Source organism: Streptomyces durbertensis, from assembly GCF_014156695.1.
Taxonomy (GTDB): domain Bacteria; phylum Actinomycetota; class Actinomycetes; order Streptomycetales; family Streptomycetaceae; genus Streptomyces; species Streptomyces durbertensis.
Window position 1 is genome coordinate 1 of the sequence record NZ_WMLF01000016.1, and the last position, 18350, is coordinate 18350.

8 protein-coding genes are annotated in these 18350 nt (G+C 73.6%); all 8 read left to right on the forward strand.

Annotation, left to right across the window (positions count from 1 at the left end; all coding sequences use genetic code 11):
- A partial coding sequence (locus GL263_RS02135; protein ID WP_182853805.1) for an acyl carrier protein occupies window positions 1–344 on the forward strand: 344 nt, incomplete at its 5' end.
- Complete coding sequence (locus tag GL263_RS02140) at window positions 341–7708, forward strand: beta-ketoacyl synthase N-terminal-like domain-containing protein (RefSeq protein ID WP_182853806.1); 7368 nt, start codon at window positions 341–343, stop codon at window positions 7706–7708. The genes GL263_RS02135 and GL263_RS02140, both read left to right, overlap by 4 nt.
- Before the next feature lie 67 nt (window positions 7709–7775).
- Window positions 7776–8015, forward strand: coding sequence for a phosphopantetheine-binding protein (locus tag GL263_RS02145; protein WP_182853807.1), 240 nt, complete (start codon window positions 7776–7778; stop codon window positions 8013–8015).
- Window positions 8012–9352 (forward strand): beta-ketoacyl synthase N-terminal-like domain-containing protein, encoded by a 1341-nt coding sequence (locus GL263_RS29000; protein ID WP_182853808.1) that lies wholly within the window; start codon window positions 8012–8014, stop codon window positions 9350–9352. The genes GL263_RS02145 and GL263_RS29000 overlap by 4 nt, the downstream gene beginning before the upstream one ends.
- Before the next feature lie 26 nt (window positions 9353–9378).
- On the forward strand, window positions 9379–10626 hold the full coding sequence (locus tag GL263_RS02155; protein WP_182853809.1) for a hydroxymethylglutaryl-CoA synthase family protein: 1248 nt from the start codon (window positions 9379–9381) through the stop codon (window positions 10624–10626).
- Entirely contained in the window at window positions 10623–11381 is a 759-nt protein-coding gene (locus GL263_RS02160; RefSeq protein WP_182853810.1) for an enoyl-CoA hydratase-related protein, read from the forward strand. The genes GL263_RS02155 and GL263_RS02160 overlap by 4 nt, the downstream gene beginning before the upstream one ends.
- Window positions 11378–12208 (forward strand): polyketide synthase, encoded by an 831-nt coding sequence (locus GL263_RS02165; protein WP_182853811.1) that lies wholly within the window; start codon window positions 11378–11380, stop codon window positions 12206–12208. The genes GL263_RS02160 and GL263_RS02165 overlap by 4 nt, the downstream gene beginning before the upstream one ends.
- A gap of 93 nt (window positions 12209–12301) precedes the next feature.
- Window positions 12302–18340, forward strand: coding sequence for an SDR family NAD(P)-dependent oxidoreductase (locus tag GL263_RS02170; protein ID WP_182853812.1), 6039 nt, complete (start codon window positions 12302–12304; stop codon window positions 18338–18340).
- Window positions 18341–18350: the final 10 nt, after the last annotated feature.

Sequence of the window (18350 nt, forward strand, 5' to 3'; positions counted from 1 at the left end):
CAACCGTGCGGCGGGTGGTCACCCGGCTGTGGGCGGAGCTGCTGGAGCTGGACGGTGTACCCGGTGACCGCCGCTTCTTCGACCTCGGCGGCAATTCCCTGTTGGTCGGCCGGCTCTTCGCCCGGCTGTGCGACCGGTTCCCCGACACCGGGCTGGAGGTCGCGGACCTCTTCGCCAACCCGACCGTGGACGACCAGGTCCGGCTGGTCACCACCCGCCTGGCCCCGCCGGTCAGCCCGTTGACAGAACCGACCACCCCGTCGCTCGCCGCGGACCGGGCCGCCCCCGTCCGTCCGTCCCGCCGCGAGGTGCGGCGTGCCCTTCGACTCGGAGACGACCGATGAAACACGACCAGCTGCCGAACGACGCGGCCAGTGACCCCAACGCGGTGGCCGTCGTCGGTCTCTCCTGCCGCTTCGGCCCCGCCACCTCCGCCGACCGTCTCTGGAAGCTGCTCGCCGAGGGAGGCAGCGGCATCCGGCGCTACTCGGACGAGGAGCTGGTGCGGATGGGCCACGACCCGGCCGTCGTGCGACGCCCCGGGTTCGTCCCGGCCGGAGTCGTCCTGGAGGAGGCGGACGCCTTCGACGCCGAGTTCTTCGGCTACAGCCCGTTGCACGCCGAATGGCTGGAACCGCAACAGCGGATACTGCTGGAGACGGCCTGGCACGCCCTGGAGGATGCCGGGTTCGCGCCTGACCGCACGGGGCTTCGCACCGCCGCGTACGTCTCGGTGGGGCAGCCCACGACACCGCCTGTCGGCATCACCGAGCTGGACGCCGCCGGGATGATCCGGTTCTCCTCCACCGACAAGGACTTCGCCGCCAACCGGATCTCCTACAAGCTCGGGCTGACCGGGCCGAGCATGACGGTCCAGACGGCCTGCTCCAGCGGCCTTGTCGGGGTGCACCTGGCGGTCGAGAGCCTGCTGGGGGAGGAGTGCGACCTGGCGGTCGTCGGAGCCGCCTCCCTGCATTTCCCGCAGGCCGGCTACCTGGCCGCGCCCGACATGATCCTCTCGCCGAGCGGTGAGTGCCGGCCGTTCGACGACACGTCCGACGGGACCCTCTTCGGCAACGGCACGGGCGCCGTGGTGCTGCGGCGGCTCGCCGACGCGGTCGCGGACGGCGACCCGATACGCGCGGTGATCAGAGGAAGCGCGGTCAACAACGACGGCGCCCGCAAGATGGACTACCACGCGCCCTCCCCCGAAGGGCAGGAGGCGGTTCTGCGTGAGGCGTTGGCCGTCGCCGGCGTCCCGGCTCACACCGTCGGCTATCTGGAGACCCACGGCACCGGTACCCCGCTGGGAGACCCGGTCGAGTACGCGGCACTCGACCGCGTCTACGGCGGTGACCGCGCCCACCCGGCGTCGATCGGCTCGGTCAAGAGCGTGCTGGGACACCTCAACACCGCGGCCGGCCTCGCGGGCCTCAGCAAGGCGGTGCTCGCCCTGGAACACGGTGTGGTGCCGCCCCAGCGGCCTTTCGGAACGCCCAACCGGCGGCTCGGCGGCACGGGAGGACTCCGGGTCGCCACCGAACCGGAGGCCTGGCCGGTGCCGGACGGCCCGCGCCGGGCGGCGGTGAGCTCGTTCGGTATCGGCGGCACCAACGCGCACGTGGTGCTGGAACAGGCGCCGAACCGGCGGGACACCGTCGGCGACGACCGGGCCGAGAACTCGCCCGACCACTGGATCGTGCTGTCGGCCCGGTCAGAGGACGCGCTGCGGCGGACGGCGCGGGAACTGGCCGAGTCACTGCGAGCGGTCGACGCACCGCCACTGGTGGACGTGGCACACACCCTGCGGGCCGGCCGGAGCCTCCACGCCGTGCGCGCCGCCGTCTCGGTCGGTTCGACGGCGGACCTGACCGAGTGGCTGGACCGTCTCGCGGACGCGGGCCCGGACACCGCGCTGACCGGGCTCGACGGGGCGTATCTCACATGGGTGCAGGGTGGCGAACTCCCCCCGGAAGAAGGCCGCAAGGGCCGTCGGGTCCGACTGCCCGGCTACCCGTTCGCCCGTCGGCGCTGGCCCCGCCACCCGGAGACCGTCGTCGGCCGGACCGCGTTGCCCTCCGACACCGCCCCTGCCGCCGCCACCGACGCCGACCCGGTCACCCGCACCGTGCGGCCCGAGGAGCCGCTTGCCGCCCACCACCTGGTCGGTGGGGTACCGGTGTTGCCGGCCGCCGCGCAGATCGACCTGGCGTTGACCTCGGCCCGACGCACCGGACGCTCACCCGTGGGCCTGGCCGACGTCTCCTTCCAGCGGTCCGTCGAGGTGCTGCTCCCGATCACGCTGACCGTGGAGCACGAGGACGGCCGGTTGCGCGTGGTCTCGGAACGGGCCCACGCCGAGGCACGCCCGCTGTACGACGCCGTCACCCCCCGACCCGCGCCGCTGGACCTGGCGGCGCTGCGCGCCGACCACCCCCACACCGCGCAACCCGACGACCTGTACCGCTACTTCGAAGCCAACGGCGTCGGCTACGGACCGGCCTTCCAGGTGCTGCGGGAGCTGCACCACGGCCCGGGCGGAGTGCTCACCAGGGTGGTGGCCGCGCCGGGCGCGCCCGCAGGGAGCACACTGTCGCCGGTGGTGCTCGACGGCGCGCTCCAGTCGGTGATCGGCTGTGTACTCCGCGAGGACCTGGGCGGCGAGACGTTCATCCCGTTCGCCGTGGACGAGCTGCGGACGTACGCCCCGCTGCCGGACGAGGCCTGGGTCCGGGTCCGCCCCCAACGCCTGGCCGGCGGCGGCCGGCGGGTCCGCAAGTACGACGTGTTCGTGGCGGCCGACGACGGCGCCGTGGTGCTGACGCTGGACGGGCTGGCTCTCCGCCCGACGGCCGCACCCACTCTCGCGGACGTCCACCTCTTCACCCCCGTCGAGGTGCCCTTCGAACCGGCCGGCGCCCGCGACGACCGGGTTGCGAGCGGTCCCCTGGTGCTGGTCGGGGACCCCACAGTGACGGGGGCCGGGGTGCTGGACGGCGTCGACCTGACGCTGCCGGAGCCCGCCGATCCCGAGGCCGCGGCCGCCACCGGCGCCGAGTTGGCCGACCTGCTGCCCGCGGACGGCCGCCCGACGATCGTCTGGCCCGTGACCGCCGCCAGGCAACCGAGGGACGCGGCTGCCGGCCCGGTGACCGCTCAGGCGTCCGCCGCGGCGGACGCCGGCCTCCGGATGCTCGCGCTGCTCCGCGCCCTGCTGCGGCCACTCGCTCGGCGGGGCGCCCGAATCGTCGTCCCCTGTCCGGCCGACAACAGCGAGGCGTCGGTCCAGGCCGCGGGTCTCGCGGCGGTCGGGCGTTCCCTCGCGGGTGAGAACCCCCGCTTCGAACTCGTGGTCGTCGCGCTCGGCGCACCCGGCTCCCCCGAAGCCGACACTGGGCGGGCCGGGCTGCGGAACGTGCTGGACGTCCTCGACCGCGGCGTGCCCGACTCCGGAGAACTTGTCGTCCGGCCGGCCGACGAGCACCCGCGAACGACCGTCCTGGCCGCGGTCGAGCCCCCGGCCCCCGGCGGGCCCGCCTTCCGCCGGGGAGGGCGCTACTGGCTGCACGGCATGGGCCGGCTGGCGGTGCTGCTCGCCGAGCATCTGCTGGACCGCTACGCCGCCCACGTGGTGCTGACCGGTCGCACCGCCGCCGACGGCGCGCGGGGCGCCGAGCTGCGCCGGCTCACCGAGCGGGCCGCTCGTACCGGCGGGTCGGTGGCCTACCTCAGCGTGGACGCCACGGACTTCGCGGCGGTTCGTCAGACGGCCGCGCGGATCGCCGCAGGCGGACCGGCGGTGAACGGCGTCCTGCACTGCGCGGGCACGCTGCGCGACGGCTACGTGCTGCGCAAGACGACGGCTGACGCGTCCGCGGTCATCGGACCCAAACTGGTGGGCGCGGCGGCGCTCGACGAGGCCACCGCCGCCTGGGACCTGGACTGCTTCGTGGTCCTGTCCTCGGTCTCCGGCGCCCTGGGCAGCGCCGGACAGGCCGACTACGCCTTCGCCAACGCCGCCGCCGACGAACTGGTCCGCCGGCGCGCCGCGAGCACCCGCTCAGGCCGCTCGCTGTCGGTCTGCTGGCCGTTCTGGGCCGACGGCGGCATGCGGGTCGACGGCCCCGCCCAGGAGGTGCTCGGTGCCCTCGGGATGCGCGCGCTGCCGACCGCGACCGGCCTCGCCGTGCTCGAACGCCTGCTGGCCGGCAGCGCGGCGGGCGACGCCCGGGAGGCCGGACCGGTCAGCCCGGTGGTGCTGTACGGCGACCGCGCGGCGCTGCTCGACTCCTTCCCGCTGCTCACCGAAAGCGAAGCCGGCCCCCGGCCGACGGTCGATGTCGCTGCCCCGGTCGAGGGCAGCCCGGCCGCGGACGGCACGGCCAGGCCCCGGTTGTCCGAGGCGCTGACCCGCAGACTGGTGGAGGTCGTCGCGGAGGCCACCCGTTCTCCGCTCGCCGAGGTGGCGCCGGAACGGCTCTTCGACGACCTGGGAATCGACTCACTGCTCGCCATCCGGGTCGTCGAACTGCTGGAGGCGGACTTCGGGAGGCTTTCCAAGACGCTGCTCTTCGAGTGCCGCTCGGTGGCGGAACTCGCCGAGTACCTGCTGGCCGAGTATCCCGAGAGGTGCGCCGCGCTCGTCCCCGAGAGCGAGCCGGCCGCCGTTCCCGAGACCCCGCGGTCCTCCGACGCCGCGGTCGAGTCCCGAGCGCGCGCCCACGCGCCCACCCCGGGGGCCCAGGTCCAGCCCCGTGCCGCCGGTTCCGGGGCCGCCGGTTCCGGGGCCGACACCGCCGCTGCCGCCGGTCCGGGCTCCCGTTCCGAAGCGGTGGACCCGAGGGCAGTCGCCATCATCGGCGTCTCGGGACGCTTCCCCGAGGCTGACGGGCTGGAGGAGCTGTGGGAGAACCTGACCGCCGGTCGGGACAGCATCCGCGAGGTCCCGACCGACCGTTGGGACGCCGAGGCGATGTACGACCCGGACAAGACCCGGGTGGACCGGACCCACACCAAGTGGGGCGGATTCCTCGAAGGCGTCCAGGACTTCGACGCGCCGCTGTTCAACATCTCGCCGCGTGAGGCCGGCATCATCGACCCTCAGGCCCGACTGTTCCTGGAGAGTTGTTGGGCGGCGCTGGAGGACGCCGGATACACCCCTGACCGGCTGGTGTCGGCCGACGACCCGGTGTACCGGCGTGACGTCGGAGTCTTCGTCGGCGCCATGTACGGGGAGTACCAGCTCCACGAGGCCGAGGAACGGCTGCGCGGCAACCCGGTGCTGGCCAACAGCGCCTACTGGTCGATCGCCAACCGGGCGTCGTACTTCTTCGACTTCCAGGGACCGAGCGTCGCCGTCGACACCGCCTGCTCCTCGGCGCTGAGCGCGATCCATCTGGCGGTGGAGTCGCTGCGCGCGGGTAGCTGCCGGGTGGCTCTCGCCGGTGGCGTCAACGTCCTCATCCACCCCAACAAGTACTTCATGCTCGGCCAGGGCCGGTTCGCGTCCAGTGACGGTCGCTGCCGCAGCTTCGGCGCCGGCGGCGACGGCTACGTACCCGGCGAGGGAGTCGGGACCGTCGTGCTGAAGCCGTTGCGGGACGCGCTGCGCGACGGAGACCACATCCACGGCGTGGTGCGCGGCACGGCGGCCAACCACGGTGGTCGAACCAACGGCTACACCGTGCCCAACCCGCGGGCTCAGGCCGACCTCGTCACCAAGGCCCTGCGAGACGGCGGCCTGACCGCTGCCGACCTCGACTACGTGGAGACCCACGGGACCGGCACCTCCCTCGGCGACCCGATCGAGATCCGCGGTCTCGCGACGGCGTTCGCCCGGGACGGGGTCAAGGGAGACGGCGACCTGCCGATCGGCTCGGTGAAGTCGAACGTCGGACACCTGGAGTCCGCCGCCGGGTCGGTGGCGTTGACGAAGGTCCTCCTCCAGTTGCGCCACCGCACGCTGGTGCCGTCCCTGCACTGTGATCCGCCGAACCCGGAGATCGACTTCGACCGGGTCCCGTTCACCGTGCAACGCGGGGTCAAGAGCTGGGAGCCCCGGGACGGTTCGGGGCGCCCGCTGCGAGCCGGCATCAGCTCCTTCGGCGCCGGCGGCGGCAACGCGCACCTGGTCGTGGAGGAGGCACCCCGGCGCGGCCGGGAGGTCCGCGCCGCTCAGCGGGAGCCCCTGGTGCTGTTCCTGTCCGCACGCACCGCCGCGGCGCTCGCCGCGTACGCCCGCGAGCTGCGGGACCACCTGATCCGCGAGCGGGAACGTGGGCAGGAGCCCGACATCGCCGATGTCGTGCTGACCTTCGCGGTCGGACGAGTGGACCTCGCGCAGCGCGCGGCGCTGCCGGCCGACTCGTTCGACATGCTGCTGGCCGGGCTGGACGCCCTGGCGGAGAACCGGCAGCCACCGGCCCCACCGGTGAACGAGGTGGTGGCAGGCTGGCTCGCCGGCGGGCGGGTCGACCGTGCGGCGGCCTGCGGCGCCGCGACGACCGGGCGTCGGATTCCGCTGCCGCACTACCCGTTCGAGCGGGTCCGCTGTTGGTACGACCTGCAGATCAGCCACCTGCACCGGCAGGGCCTGGGCACCGTCTCCGCCGAGCCCGAGCTGGCCAGGGGCCATCTGCGCGACTTCGGTCGCCGACCGGCCACCGACGCCGCCCGCCCCATCGACGCTGCCAGTCCTGCCCGTCCCGCCGTCCCTGCTGGTCCTGCCAGCCCCGCACGTCCTGTCGGCCCGGTGGGCGTGCCGGCGCCCGCGCTCACGCTCCACGGCGCCGCCGCACCACTCAAGGCCACGTCACACCACCGGGAGAACCCACCGATGTCCGCTGACCGGAAGATCACTCTGCGCCAGCTCGCCCCGCCGGCCTCACCGGTGCCGACCAGCACCGTCTCGGCGGCCCCCGCGCGGCCGGCTCCCACACCGGCCGCCTCCTCCCCGGCCACCCCGGCCGGTGGGGTCGCCTCCCGCGGTGAGGAGGCTGTGGCCACGGAGATCGCCCGGCTCCTCGCCACCGTGCTCTACCTCGAACCCGACGAACTCGACATGGAGGCGACCTTCCTCACCCTCGGCGTCGACTCGATCCTCGGCGTGGAGTTCGTCGCCGCGGTGAACAAGGTCTACCCCGTCGACGTGAAGGCCACGGCACTGTACGACCACCCCACTCCCATGGCGTTCGCCCGGCACGTCGCCGGCCGGCGGGGAGCTCCCACCGACATGACTTCGCCGGGCGGGGCGGAGGTCCCCGCCCCGCCCGTCACCACCGTGACCGCCTCGTCGGCTCCGACGGGCGGGCCGGCGGTCGACGAGATCGCCGCGGTGCTGCGCGAGGAACTGGCGCGGACGCTGTACTGCGAGCCGGCCGACATCGACGACGAGGCGAGCTTCAACACCCTTGGCCTGGACTCGATCCTCGGCGTGGAGTTCGTGGCCTTCCTCAACCGGACCCATGGACTGGAGGAGAAGGCCGGTGTCCTCTACGACCATCCCAGCCTCGGCGCGCTCAGCCGCCACGTCGCGGCGCTCGCGACGACGGGGACACCACCGGTGCCCGAGCCCGCCGGGACCGCCGGTCCGCCGTCACCGCCGGTGGGCGGGCCCTCCGCCACGGACGTGGACGCGCTGCTGAACGCCGTACGTGAGAACCGACTGACGATCGAGCAGGCGCTCGCCCTGCTGCCGCCCCGGAACTGACCCACCCACGGCTCCTCCGCACTCCTCGCGAGCCCCGCCCAGCAGGCCGTCACCAAGGAAGAGAGAGATGACTCCCGACGAGATATTCGCCGTTGTCCGCAGGAACCTGCTCGAGGTGCTGCCGGATCTCGAAGAGGCCCAGGTCTCACTGGAACACAGCATGCGTGAGCTCGGCGCCAACTCCATCGACCGCATGGACGTGGTGATGGCCGTCCAGGACGATCTCGGCGTCAGGGTGCCGGCCTCGGCACTCACCCAGGCCAACGACCTGAGGTCGCTGGTCGCCGTACTGGGCGAGTACGTGTGAACGCGGCGGCACCGACCGGCGTCCGGCGACCGGTGGCGATCACCGGGGCCGCCGTCCTCGGGCCGCTCGGCGAGCGGCTGGAGGACTTCACCGCCGCGCTGCTCGCAGGCCGTAGCGCCGTCAGCCTGACGGCCACCGGGCCGCCCGGCCCCGCGGCCGAGCCCCCGCCGCTCGCCGCGCTGCGTGACTTCACCGTCGCCGGCTGGGCCGAGCGGCACCTCGCGGACCTGCCGGAGACGGCCGGCCTGCTCCGCCGGGTCGTCGGCCGGGCCGCGCTGCCGGCGCAGACGGGCGCCTGTGTGGCGTTGCGCGCGGTACTGGACGCGGGGCTGCCGCTCGGCCCGGGCGGTGAGGCGTGGGGGGAGCGCACCGCGCTGATCGTGGCCGGCGGTGGCCTTGCCCTGGCCCACCAGGCACGGAACGTACTGGGACACCACCTGTCCCCGGGCCGTGTGCGCCCCTCGTACGCGCTGACCCACCTGGACGTGGACGTGGTCGGCGCGGCGAGTGAGGTGTGCGGTGTGCGGGGGGAGGGCTGGGCGGTCGGTGGCGCCTCCGCCAGCGGAACGGCGGCGCTGATCCAGGGGGCCCGGGCGGTGGCCGCCGGCTGGGTCGAACGCGCCCTGGTGGTCGCCCCGGTGGCCGAGTTGTCACCGGCGGAGACCGAGGCGTTCCGACGCAGCGGCGCGATGGCCGACGAGTCGTGGCGCGACGAACCGACCCGGATGTGTCGGCCGTTCGACCGGGACCGCCAGGGGTTCGTGCGGGGCGAGGGCGCGGCCGCCGTCCTGCTGGAACTGCCGGACGCGGCGCGGAGCCGGGGAGTCGAGGTGCTGGCCGAGGTGGCCGGAGCCGGTCAACGACTCGACGCCCGGCGCGGCACCGAGCCGGACCGCGGGGGGCAGGTGGCCGCGATGCGCGCGGCACTGGACTCCGCCGGTCTCGCACCGGGGGACGTCGACTACGTCAACGCCCACGGCACCGGCTCGGTGGTGGGTGACGCCGTGGAGGCCGCCGCTCTGCTGGAGGTCTTCGGCGCGGCGAGCCCTCCGCTGGTCAACTCCACCAAGCCGCTGACGGGGCACTGCCTCACGGCGGCCGGCCTGGTGGAGGCGGTGGCGGTGGTCGGACAACTGCGGTCGGGCGCCTGCCACCCGAGCCCCAACGTCGACCACCCGATGGAGCCCGCGCTGTCACTGGTCGGGCCCGGAGCCGTGCACAGCCGGCCGCGCACCGCCGTCAGCAACAGCTTCGCGTTCGGCGGTGTCAACACCTCCGTCGTCCTGCGCCTCCCGCACGCGGCCCCGGTCCCCGACCTGACCCCCGACAAGCCCTGAAGCACTGACTGACCAACGGAGAACCCATGAAGCCGGTCGGAATCGAAGCCGTCAACACCTACTGCGGCGAGACGTACGTCGACGTACCCACGTTGTTCGCCGCGCGTCAGCTGGACGACAGCCGGATCGACAACCTGATGATGGCCCGCAAGAGCGTGGCGTTGCACTGCGAGGACGCCGTCTCGTTCGCGGTGAACGCCGCCAAGCCGATCGTGGACGCTCTTTCTCCGGAGGAGCGTGACCGGATCGAACTGCTGATCGTGGGCACGGAGTCCGGTGTCGACTTCGGCAAGTCGCTGGCCACCTACGTCCACGACCACCTGGGCCTGCCGCGGTCCTGCCGTCTCTTCGAGACCAAGCAGGCGTGCTACAGCGGTACAGCGGCGGCGCAGATGGCCGCCGGGGTGGTCGCCGCCAGCCCCTTCGACGGGGTGAAGGCGCTGGTGATCAGCAGCGACGTGGCCCGGCCCGTCCCGCACACCTACGTCGAGCCCAGCCAGGGTGCGGGCGCGGTCGCCATGCTGATCAGCGACGATCCGGCGGTGGCCGCCTTCGACCGGGGCGCCAACGGCTTCCACAGCTACGAGGTGATGGACACCTGCCGTCCCGACCCGGAGGCGGAGGCCGGCGACGTGGACCTGTCCCTGCTGACCTACATCGACTGCCTGAAGGGCTCGTTCACCGACTACGCCCGCAAGGTCGACGGCGCCGACCTGGTGGACAGCTTCGACCTGCTGGCCATGCACACCCCCTTCCCCGGGATGGTCAAGGGCGCCCACCGGGCGGTGTTGCGCAAGCTGAAGCGGATGTCGCCCCAGGCGATCGAGGAGGACTTCACCGCCCGGCTGTCCGCGGCGATCGAGTATCCGCGCCAGGTGGGCAACATCTACGCGGGAACCGTCTTCCTCGCGCTGGCCAGCACCATCGACAACGCCGTGCTGGACCGCGAGCGACGGGTGGGCGTGTTCTCCTACGGCTCGGGTTGCAGCTCGGAGTTCTACAGCGTGGTGGTCGGGCCGGAGTCCCAGCGTCGGGTGCGCTCCATGGGCATCCGGGAGGCGCTTGACGCGCGTTACGAACTGTCCGTCGACGAGTACGACGAGCTGCTCGCCGCGACCGCCGAACTCAAGTTCGGCGCACGTGAGTTCACCTTCGACCTGGACCGCTTCCCGCAGATCACCAAGGCGCGCTTCAGCGGCGAGCGTCCCCGGCTCGTACTGGAGGCCGTGCGCGACTACCACCGCGAGTACGTCTGGTTGGGAGGCGACCGATGAGCGGCCCCCGCGCGGTCGTCGTCAGCCGGGGCAGAGACCTGTTGCGGGTGGAGATGGCCCGGCCCCGGCAACGGAACCCGATCGACGACACGCTGCTGACCGAGCTGGCCGCCGCGCTGGACGAGGCCGAGGCCGATCCGGGGTGCCGCGTCCTCGTCCTCGGCGCACGCGGTGCGGACTTCTGCTCGGGCACCGACCTGTCCGGTGACCGGCCGGTGCCCGGCGACGGGCTCGCCGCCGGTGCGGAGCTGCCGTACTGGCGACTGCTCGACCGGCTGACCCGCAGCGAGCTCGTCACCGTCGCCGTGGTCGACGGTCGGGCGACCGCGGGTGGTGTGGGCCTTGCCGCGGCCTGCGACCTGGTGGTGGCGGGAGAGCGGGCGAGCTTCCGGCTGACCGAGATGCTGGTGGGACTCGTGCCGGCGATGGCACTGCCGTTCGTGGCCCGACGGGTCGGGGAGCAGCGTGCCTTCGCGGCCACCCTGCGCGCCGAGGAGTTCGACAGCGAGGCCGCACGGGCGGCCGGGCTGGCGGACCTGGTGGGCGCGGACGCCGAGCGCGTGCTGCGCCCGCTGCTTGCCGCGCTCGGCCGTACCGACCGGGCGACCACGGCGGCACTGAAGCGCTACCGGGCCCGGCTGTTCCCGCGTGACGAGCGGCTCGGGCACGACGCCTCGCACCTGCTGCTCGAACGATTCGCGGCTCCCGGCACCCGGGCCCTGCTGGACCGAGCCCAGGAGGCGGGGGCGGCATGACACCGACACACAGCGGAACAGCGCGGGGCGCGGCCTCCGCTCGGGCCCGCGACCGGGTGGAGGCCGACGCCCAGGTGGTCGAGCTGTCGTGGCGTGGTCCGGTGGCCGTGCTGCGGATGGCGGACCGGCAGGGGCGCAACACCTTCGGGCCGGCGCTCTGTCGTGGACTGGTCGACGCGGTCGGCCGGGCGGTGGCCGACAGCCGCAGTCGGGCCCTGCTCGTGACCGGCATGCCGGAACTGTTCTGCGCCGGCGGCTCGCAGCAGGAGCTCGTCAACTTCGCGCGAGGCGACGGGAGTTTCGACACCGACGACTTCTTCCGTGTGTTTCTCCGCTGTCCGCTGCCCGTGGTGGCGGGAGTGCAGGGCCACGCCATCGGCGGCGGCCTGGTCCTGGCGCTGTACGCGGACGCGGTCGTCCTCAGCGAACGGTCCGTCTACGCGGCCAACTTCATGCGTTACGGCTTCACGCCCGGCATGGGGGCCACCCATCTCCTGCCACACCGGTTCGGCCCCCAACTGGGCGGCGAGATGCTCTACACCGCCCGCAACTACCGGGGCGCCGAGCTGCGCGAGCGCGGGGTCCCCGTCCCGGTGACCGCACACGACAAGGTGGCGGAACGGGCCTACCAGCTCGCTCTCTCCATGACCGACGCCCCGCGAGCCTCGGTGGAACTGCTCAAGCGCGAGCTGGCGAAGCCGCTGCTGGACGCCACGGACGAGGCCATCGCCCGGGAGGCGGCGATGCACCGCACCTCCTTCCGCCTGCCCGAGGTGATGGACCGGATCGTCAGCGCCTACGGGGATCCGGGCCGTCCGGGCGGCTGACCGCGCCCGAGCCGGAGCACGCACACCCGCCGAAGAGCGGCCACCCATCGCCAACCCCTGACCGAACCGCCGACGCGAGGACCGCGAGAACTCATGGACGCCAAAGACATCCTCACCCGTTTCAAGGACGGCACACTGGACCGGGCCGACGCCGCCCGGGCCCTGCTGAGCGACGCGGCGCCCGCGGCGCGCGCCGCCGAGCCAGGCTCTCGGGGAACCTCCGAGTCCGCGTCGGACGCAGGGCCCGCGGGGGCCGCGCCGCCGGAACCCGTCGCGATCATCGGCTACAGCGCCCGGTTCCCCGGAGCCGGGGACGCCGACACCTTCTGGCGGCGCGTACTGGACGGTGACGACCTGGTCACCGAGGTGCCGGCGGAACGGTGGCGGGTTGAGGAGTTCTACGACCCGGACCCGGCCGCCGAAGGCCGGTCGGTGTCGCGCTGGGGCGCGTTTCTCGACGACGTCGACCAGTTCGACGCGGATTTCTTCCGGATGACCCCCCGGGAGGCGGAACTCACCGACCCGCAGGCCCGGTTGTTCCTCCAGGAGGCCTGGCGCGCGCTGGAACACGCTGGTCAGGACACCGGGGCGCTCGCCGGCGCACGATGCGGCGTGCACGCCGGCGTGATGCTCAACGACTACCAGGACCTCGTGGAGAGGGAGAGTCCGTACGCCCGGCTGCCCCAGGTGATGCAGGGCAACAGCAACTCGATGCTGGCCGCGCGCGTCGCCTACCACCTCGACCTCAGGGGCCCGGCGGTGACGGTCGACACCGCGTGCTCCTCCTCGTTGACCGCGTTGCACCTGGCCTGCCAGTCGCTGTGGCTCGGTGAGGCGGACCTGATGGTGGTCGGCGGCGTCACGCTCTACCTGACCGAACTGCCGCACGTCTACATGAGTCGGGCGGGGATGCTCTCCCCGCGGGGCCGCTGCCGCCCGTTCGACGCGTCCGCTGACGGCATCGTGCCCGGTGAGGGCTGCGCCGTGGTGGTGCTCAAGCCGCTTTCACGGGCGCTGGCCGACGGCGACCCGGTGCACGCGGTCGTCCGCGCCTCCGGTCTCAACCAGGACGGCCGTACCAACGGCATCACCGCTCCCAGCGCGCGATCCCAGACCGCGTTGATACGCGACACCCTGACCCGGTTCGCGGTCGACCCGGGGAGCGTCGACTACGTCGAGTGCCACGGGACCGGTACGCCGCTGGGCGACCCGATCGAGGTGACCGCTCTCAACGACGCGTTCGCCACCGCCGCGCTGCCGCCCGGGAGCCTGCCGATCGGTTCGGTGAAGGGGAACATCGGGCACACCTCGGCGGCCGCCGGCCTCGCCGGGGTGCTGAAGGCCGTCGGCGTGGTCGGGACGGGGGAGATCCCGCCGTCCCTCCACTACGAGCGGGCCAATCCCGAGATCCCGTTCGCGGAAGGCCCTTTCGCGGTGGCGGCGGATCGCCGGAAGGTCGCGTCCCACGGGCGCCCGCGTCGGGTGTGTGTCAGCTCCTTCGGCTTCAGCGGAACCAACGCCCACGTGGTGATCGAGCAGGCGCCGGCGCCTTCGGCACGACCCGCCGGGGCGGAGGGAGGCCAGGTACTCGTCCCGCTGTCCGGAACCAGGCCGCGGACGCCGGCGGCATACGCCGCCGACCTCGCCCGGTGGCTGCGGGGGCCCGGCTCCGGGAGCCGACTCACCGACGTGGCCCACACTCTGGCCGCCGCGCGGGTCCACCACCCCCATCGGGTCGCGCTGGTGGTGAAGGACAGCGGCGAACTCCTGGAGTCGTTGGACCTGTTGGCGGCGGGCGCGGCCGACCCGCGCCGGGTCGAGGCGGACACCACCGGACGGCCGGACGCGGCCGTCCGCCGCGCGCAGGCCGAGCTGCTGGCCCGGTTGACGGAACAGCTCGACGGCCCGCCCGGCGAGGGGGAACTGACCGCTCTCGCCCAGCTGTACGTTCAGGGGCACCAGGTCGACTGGGCCCGGATCGACCGGTGGAGCAGGCCGCGCCGGCTGTCGCTGCCCGGCTATGCGTTCGCGCCCGAACGGCACTACGTGACCGCGCACGTGGCTGACGGCGGCCGTCCGGGCGACCCGGCCGCCGATGCCGTCGGCGGCCTCGTCCTGTACGGCCGGGAATGGACGGACGCCCCACTTCCGTCGCGTCTTCCGTCGCGTGACCGACTGCCGGACGTGGCGGCGCCCACGCTGGTGCACGACCCTGCGGGCGACCTGGCCGCGGCGCTCGCCGAGGCCGGATCCCGGGTGTACCGCCTGCGAGGAGACGACGTCCGCGAGTCGGCCGAGGCCGTCCGGGACTCGGGTGCGGCGGAGGTCAACGTGGTGGTCAGGCTGGTGGGTGCCCGCCGCGGCGATCCCGCCGGCACCGGAGCGGACCTCGACGCCTTCGAGGCGGCCCGCGCGGTGCTGACGGCCTTTCGCACCCACCCGGTGACCCTGCTGGTGGTCACCGCAGACCCGGACAGGGCGGACGCCGCCGGGGCGCTGGTGCAGACGCTGCGGCAGGAGAACCCCCGGCTCTCCGGCCGCGCGCTGCTGGTGGACGCGGACCTGCCGGACGTCGAGCGGCTGCTCGCCGAGGCCGCCGCTCCGGGGCCTGAGTGGGGCCACCTCGCCGACCTGCGCGGTCCCCGGCGGCGCCGGGTCCTGACCCCCCTCGCGCCGCTCGCCGCAGCTGAGGCACCGCTGTCCGGAGGGACCGGCAGGGTGCACCTGGTCACCGGCGGAGCGGGCGGCGTGGGCCTGGCGGTCGCCCGCCATCTGCTCGACCGGCCGGGTGACCGGGTGGTGCTGTGCGGGCGGACGCCCTGGGCGGAGCTCGGCGAGTCCGCGCGGCAGGCCGTCACCGGGCATGACCGACTGCGCTACGTCCGCGCCGACGTGACGGATCCGGAGTCGGTCACCGCGCTGGTCGCCGGGGTCCTGGACCGGGAGGGGGCCCTCCATCGCGTCTACCACGCGGCCGGCGTGGTCCGGGACGCGTATCTGGTGCGCAAGCGCCAGGAGGACGTGGCCGAGGTGATCGCCCCCAAGGCTGCGGGGACGGTCGCACTCGACGAAGCGACGGCTCGACTGGAGCTGGAGGCGTTTGTCCTGTTCTCGTCGGTCGCCTCGGTGAGCGGCAACCTCGGCCAGTCCGACTACGCCTTCGCCAACGGGGTGATGGACGGGCTCGCGGTGCGACGCGCCGAGCGGGTCGCACGCGGGGAGCGATCCGGCCGGACGCTGTGTGTGCAGTGGCCGCTGTGGGACGTCCCGGGCATGACCATCCCCGGCCCCGTGCTGGAGGTCGTCGAACGCCACACCGGGATGCGCCCGCTGCCCGCGCTCCTCGCGCTCGCCGCGCTGGACGCGATGCTGGAGGCGGACGGGCCGATCGTGGTCTCCCTCTTCCACGGGGACGCGGACGTCTGGCGCGCTCACCTGGCCGGGCTGCGGTTGCTCGCCGACGAGCCGGCCTCGCGCACGCCGGCACCGGCACCGCCGGTCGCCGCGTCGACACCGAGCCACACGGCCACCCGGCCCGGCTCCACGCCGGTGTCCCGGGACCCGGGGGCGGGGGCGGCGGCTCCCGGCGGGCCCGGTCGCGCGGATGTCGCCGAACTGGTCTACCGCACGGTCGCCGAGGCGTTGGGCCGTCCGGTGAGTGCCGTGGGCGGTCACACATCCGTGGAGTCCCTCGGGCTCGACTCCGTGATGATCCGGACCGTCGCTTCCCGGCTGAGCGCCGAGGTGGCGCCGGTCGGCCCCGAGACACTGTTCGGCCTGCGGGACCTGGACGCGCTCGTGGAGCACCTGGTCGCGAACACCCCGCCGGCGCCCGCCGTCGAACCCGGTGGTTTCCCGGCCCACCCGGCGACGTCGCCTCCCGCCGCCCGTGCGTCCGCCCACCAGGTGCCGGCGAACCGCCTCCCCGCGGAGGAACGCTCCGGTACGTCGAACGGTTCGCAGGACCGCTACGCGATCGTCGGCATCAGCGGCCGCTATCCACAGGCCCCTGACCTCGACGCGTTCTGGCAGAACCTGCTGAACGGCAAGGACACCGTTTCCGACCTGCCGAAGGACCGTTGGCCGAACGACGCCGGCGTACGGGCGAAGGGCCACTTCCTCACCGACGTCGACGCCTTCGACCCGGTGTTCTTCGGGCTCTCCACCCATGACGCCACCCTGCTCGACCCCCAGGAGAGACTGTTCCTGGAGGTCGCCTGGGAGACGCTGGAACACGCCGGGTACACCGGTACGCGGCTGAACTCGCTGGTTGCCGCTGACGGAGAGCCCCGCAGCGTCGGCGTGTTCGCCGGCATCACCTCGGGGGACTACCGACTGCTCGGCGCCGAGCGCTGGGCGGCCGGACACCGCGACATGCCCTCGGGGCACTACTGGGGTCCGCCCAACCGGTTGTCCTACCTGCTCGACCTACGTGGTCCGAGTCAGCCCGTGGACACCGCCTGCTCTTCGTCCCTGGTGGCGCTGCACCTTGCGATCGAAGCGATGCGGCGTGGCGAGTGCGCCGCCGCCCTGGTGGGCGCGGTGAACCTCTACGTCCACCCCTCCCGCTTCCGGATGCTCCGACAGTCCGGTTTCCTGGCGGAGGACGGCCGATGCCGCAGCTTCGGCGCAGGCGGCGCCGGCTTCGGTCCAGGTGAGGGCGCGGGAGCGATCCTGCTGAAACCGTTGGACCGGGCCGTGGCCGACGGGGACACCGTGCACGCGGTGGTGCGCGGAGCCGCGGTCGCGCACGGCGGCCGCACCAACGGGTTCACCGCTCCGAGCCCGACCGCCCAGGCCCGCGTCCTGCGCGCGGCGCTCCGGGAATCGGGCACCGACCCGCTGACGGTGAACGTCATCGAGGCGCACGGTACCGGGACCGAACTGGGGGATCCGGTAGAGCTGGCCGGGCTGGCGGCGGCCTACGGGGCGGACTCCGAGGACGCGCCGAGCTGCTCGCTGGGCTCCGTCAAGTCGGCGGTCGGCCACGGCGAGTCGGTGGCCGGCCTGGCCGCGCTGACCAAGGTGGTGCTCCAACTGCGGCACGGCGTCCTGGCGCCCACGCTGCACGCCGATCCGGTCAATCCCGAACTGCGTCTGGAAAGCACCAGGTTCGCGATACAACACGCGCCCGCTCCCTGGCGTCCCCTGACCGGGCGGGACGGCACCCCGCTGCCGCGACGAGCCGGAGTCAGCTCGTTCGGCGCCGGCGGAGTGAACGCACACGTGCTCGTCGAGGAGTTCAGGCGCTCCAGCCCCGCGGAGCCGGTCGAACCTGTGGATCCGCCGGGTCGGCCGGAGTTGGTTCTGCTGTCCGCCCCCTCGCGTGAGCACCTGCGGGCGAGCGCCGGACGGCTGGCGAGCTGGCTGGCCGGCACCGAGGCGAGCCGTGATCTGGCGGCGACAGCCCGCAGCCTGCGCTCCGGACGCGCGGAGATGCGGTGTCGGCTCGCCGTGGTGGCGCGTGACGTGTCGGAACTGGCGCGGGCCCTGAGCGAGTTCGCCGACTCGGCGGCCGAGACGGAGGTGACCGGCTACGGCGAGGTGCCGGAGAACGGCGGTGTCCACCGGACGTTGGGGGGTGCGCCGGAGACCGCCACCTTCCTCGCCGACCTCTGGAACAACCGGAGGTTGCACCAACTCGCCGAGCTGTGGCTCGCGGGGCTCGACGTGCTCGGTGCTGCACCGGGCGAGGTGGGCGGCACCGTTCCACTGCCCTCGTCGGTGTTCCTCCGCCGCCGGCTGTGGATCACCGACCCGCCAGCCGGTGCGGGGAATGCTCCGATCGAGCCGGCCGTTCCGGCAGGCCCGGTCGAGGCGGCCGCACTCGCCGAGCCGAGCCCGGCACCGGAGACGGCGCCGGAACGGGCGTCAGAAGCCGCTCCGCCCGCGCCGCCGGCCGAGTTGGCGCGACAGCTCTCCTTGCTGGTCGGCGGCCTGGTGAACGAGTCCGCCGGTCCCGTCGATCCTGAGCGCGAGCTGCTGGAACTCGGCATCGAGTCGATCAACCTGATGAGCCTCCGGTTCGAGATCAACGAGCGCTTCGGCAGGAACCTGCCGCTTCAACTTCTCAGCGAGTCCAGTGTCAACAGCCTCGCAGCGCACCTCGCCGCCGACCACGCACACGCCTGACCAGAGGGAA

Coding starts and splice junctions, on each gene's coding strand:
- GL263_RS02140 (WP_182853806.1), top strand. CDS start 341: ATGAAACACGACCAGCTGCCGAACGACGCGGCCAGTGACCCCAACGCG.
- GL263_RS02145 (WP_182853807.1), top strand. CDS start 7,776: ATGACTCCCGACGAGATATTCGCCGTTGTCCGCAGGAACCTGCTCGAG.
- GL263_RS02155 (WP_182853809.1), top strand. CDS start 9,379: ATGAAGCCGGTCGGAATCGAAGCCGTCAACACCTACTGCGGCGAGACG.
- GL263_RS02160 (WP_182853810.1), top strand. CDS start 10,623: ATGAGCGGCCCCCGCGCGGTCGTCGTCAGCCGGGGCAGAGACCTGTTG.
- GL263_RS02165 (WP_182853811.1), top strand. CDS start 11,378: ATGACACCGACACACAGCGGAACAGCGCGGGGCGCGGCCTCCGCTCGG.
- GL263_RS02170 (WP_182853812.1), top strand. CDS start 12,302: ATGGACGCCAAAGACATCCTCACCCGTTTCAAGGACGGCACACTGGAC.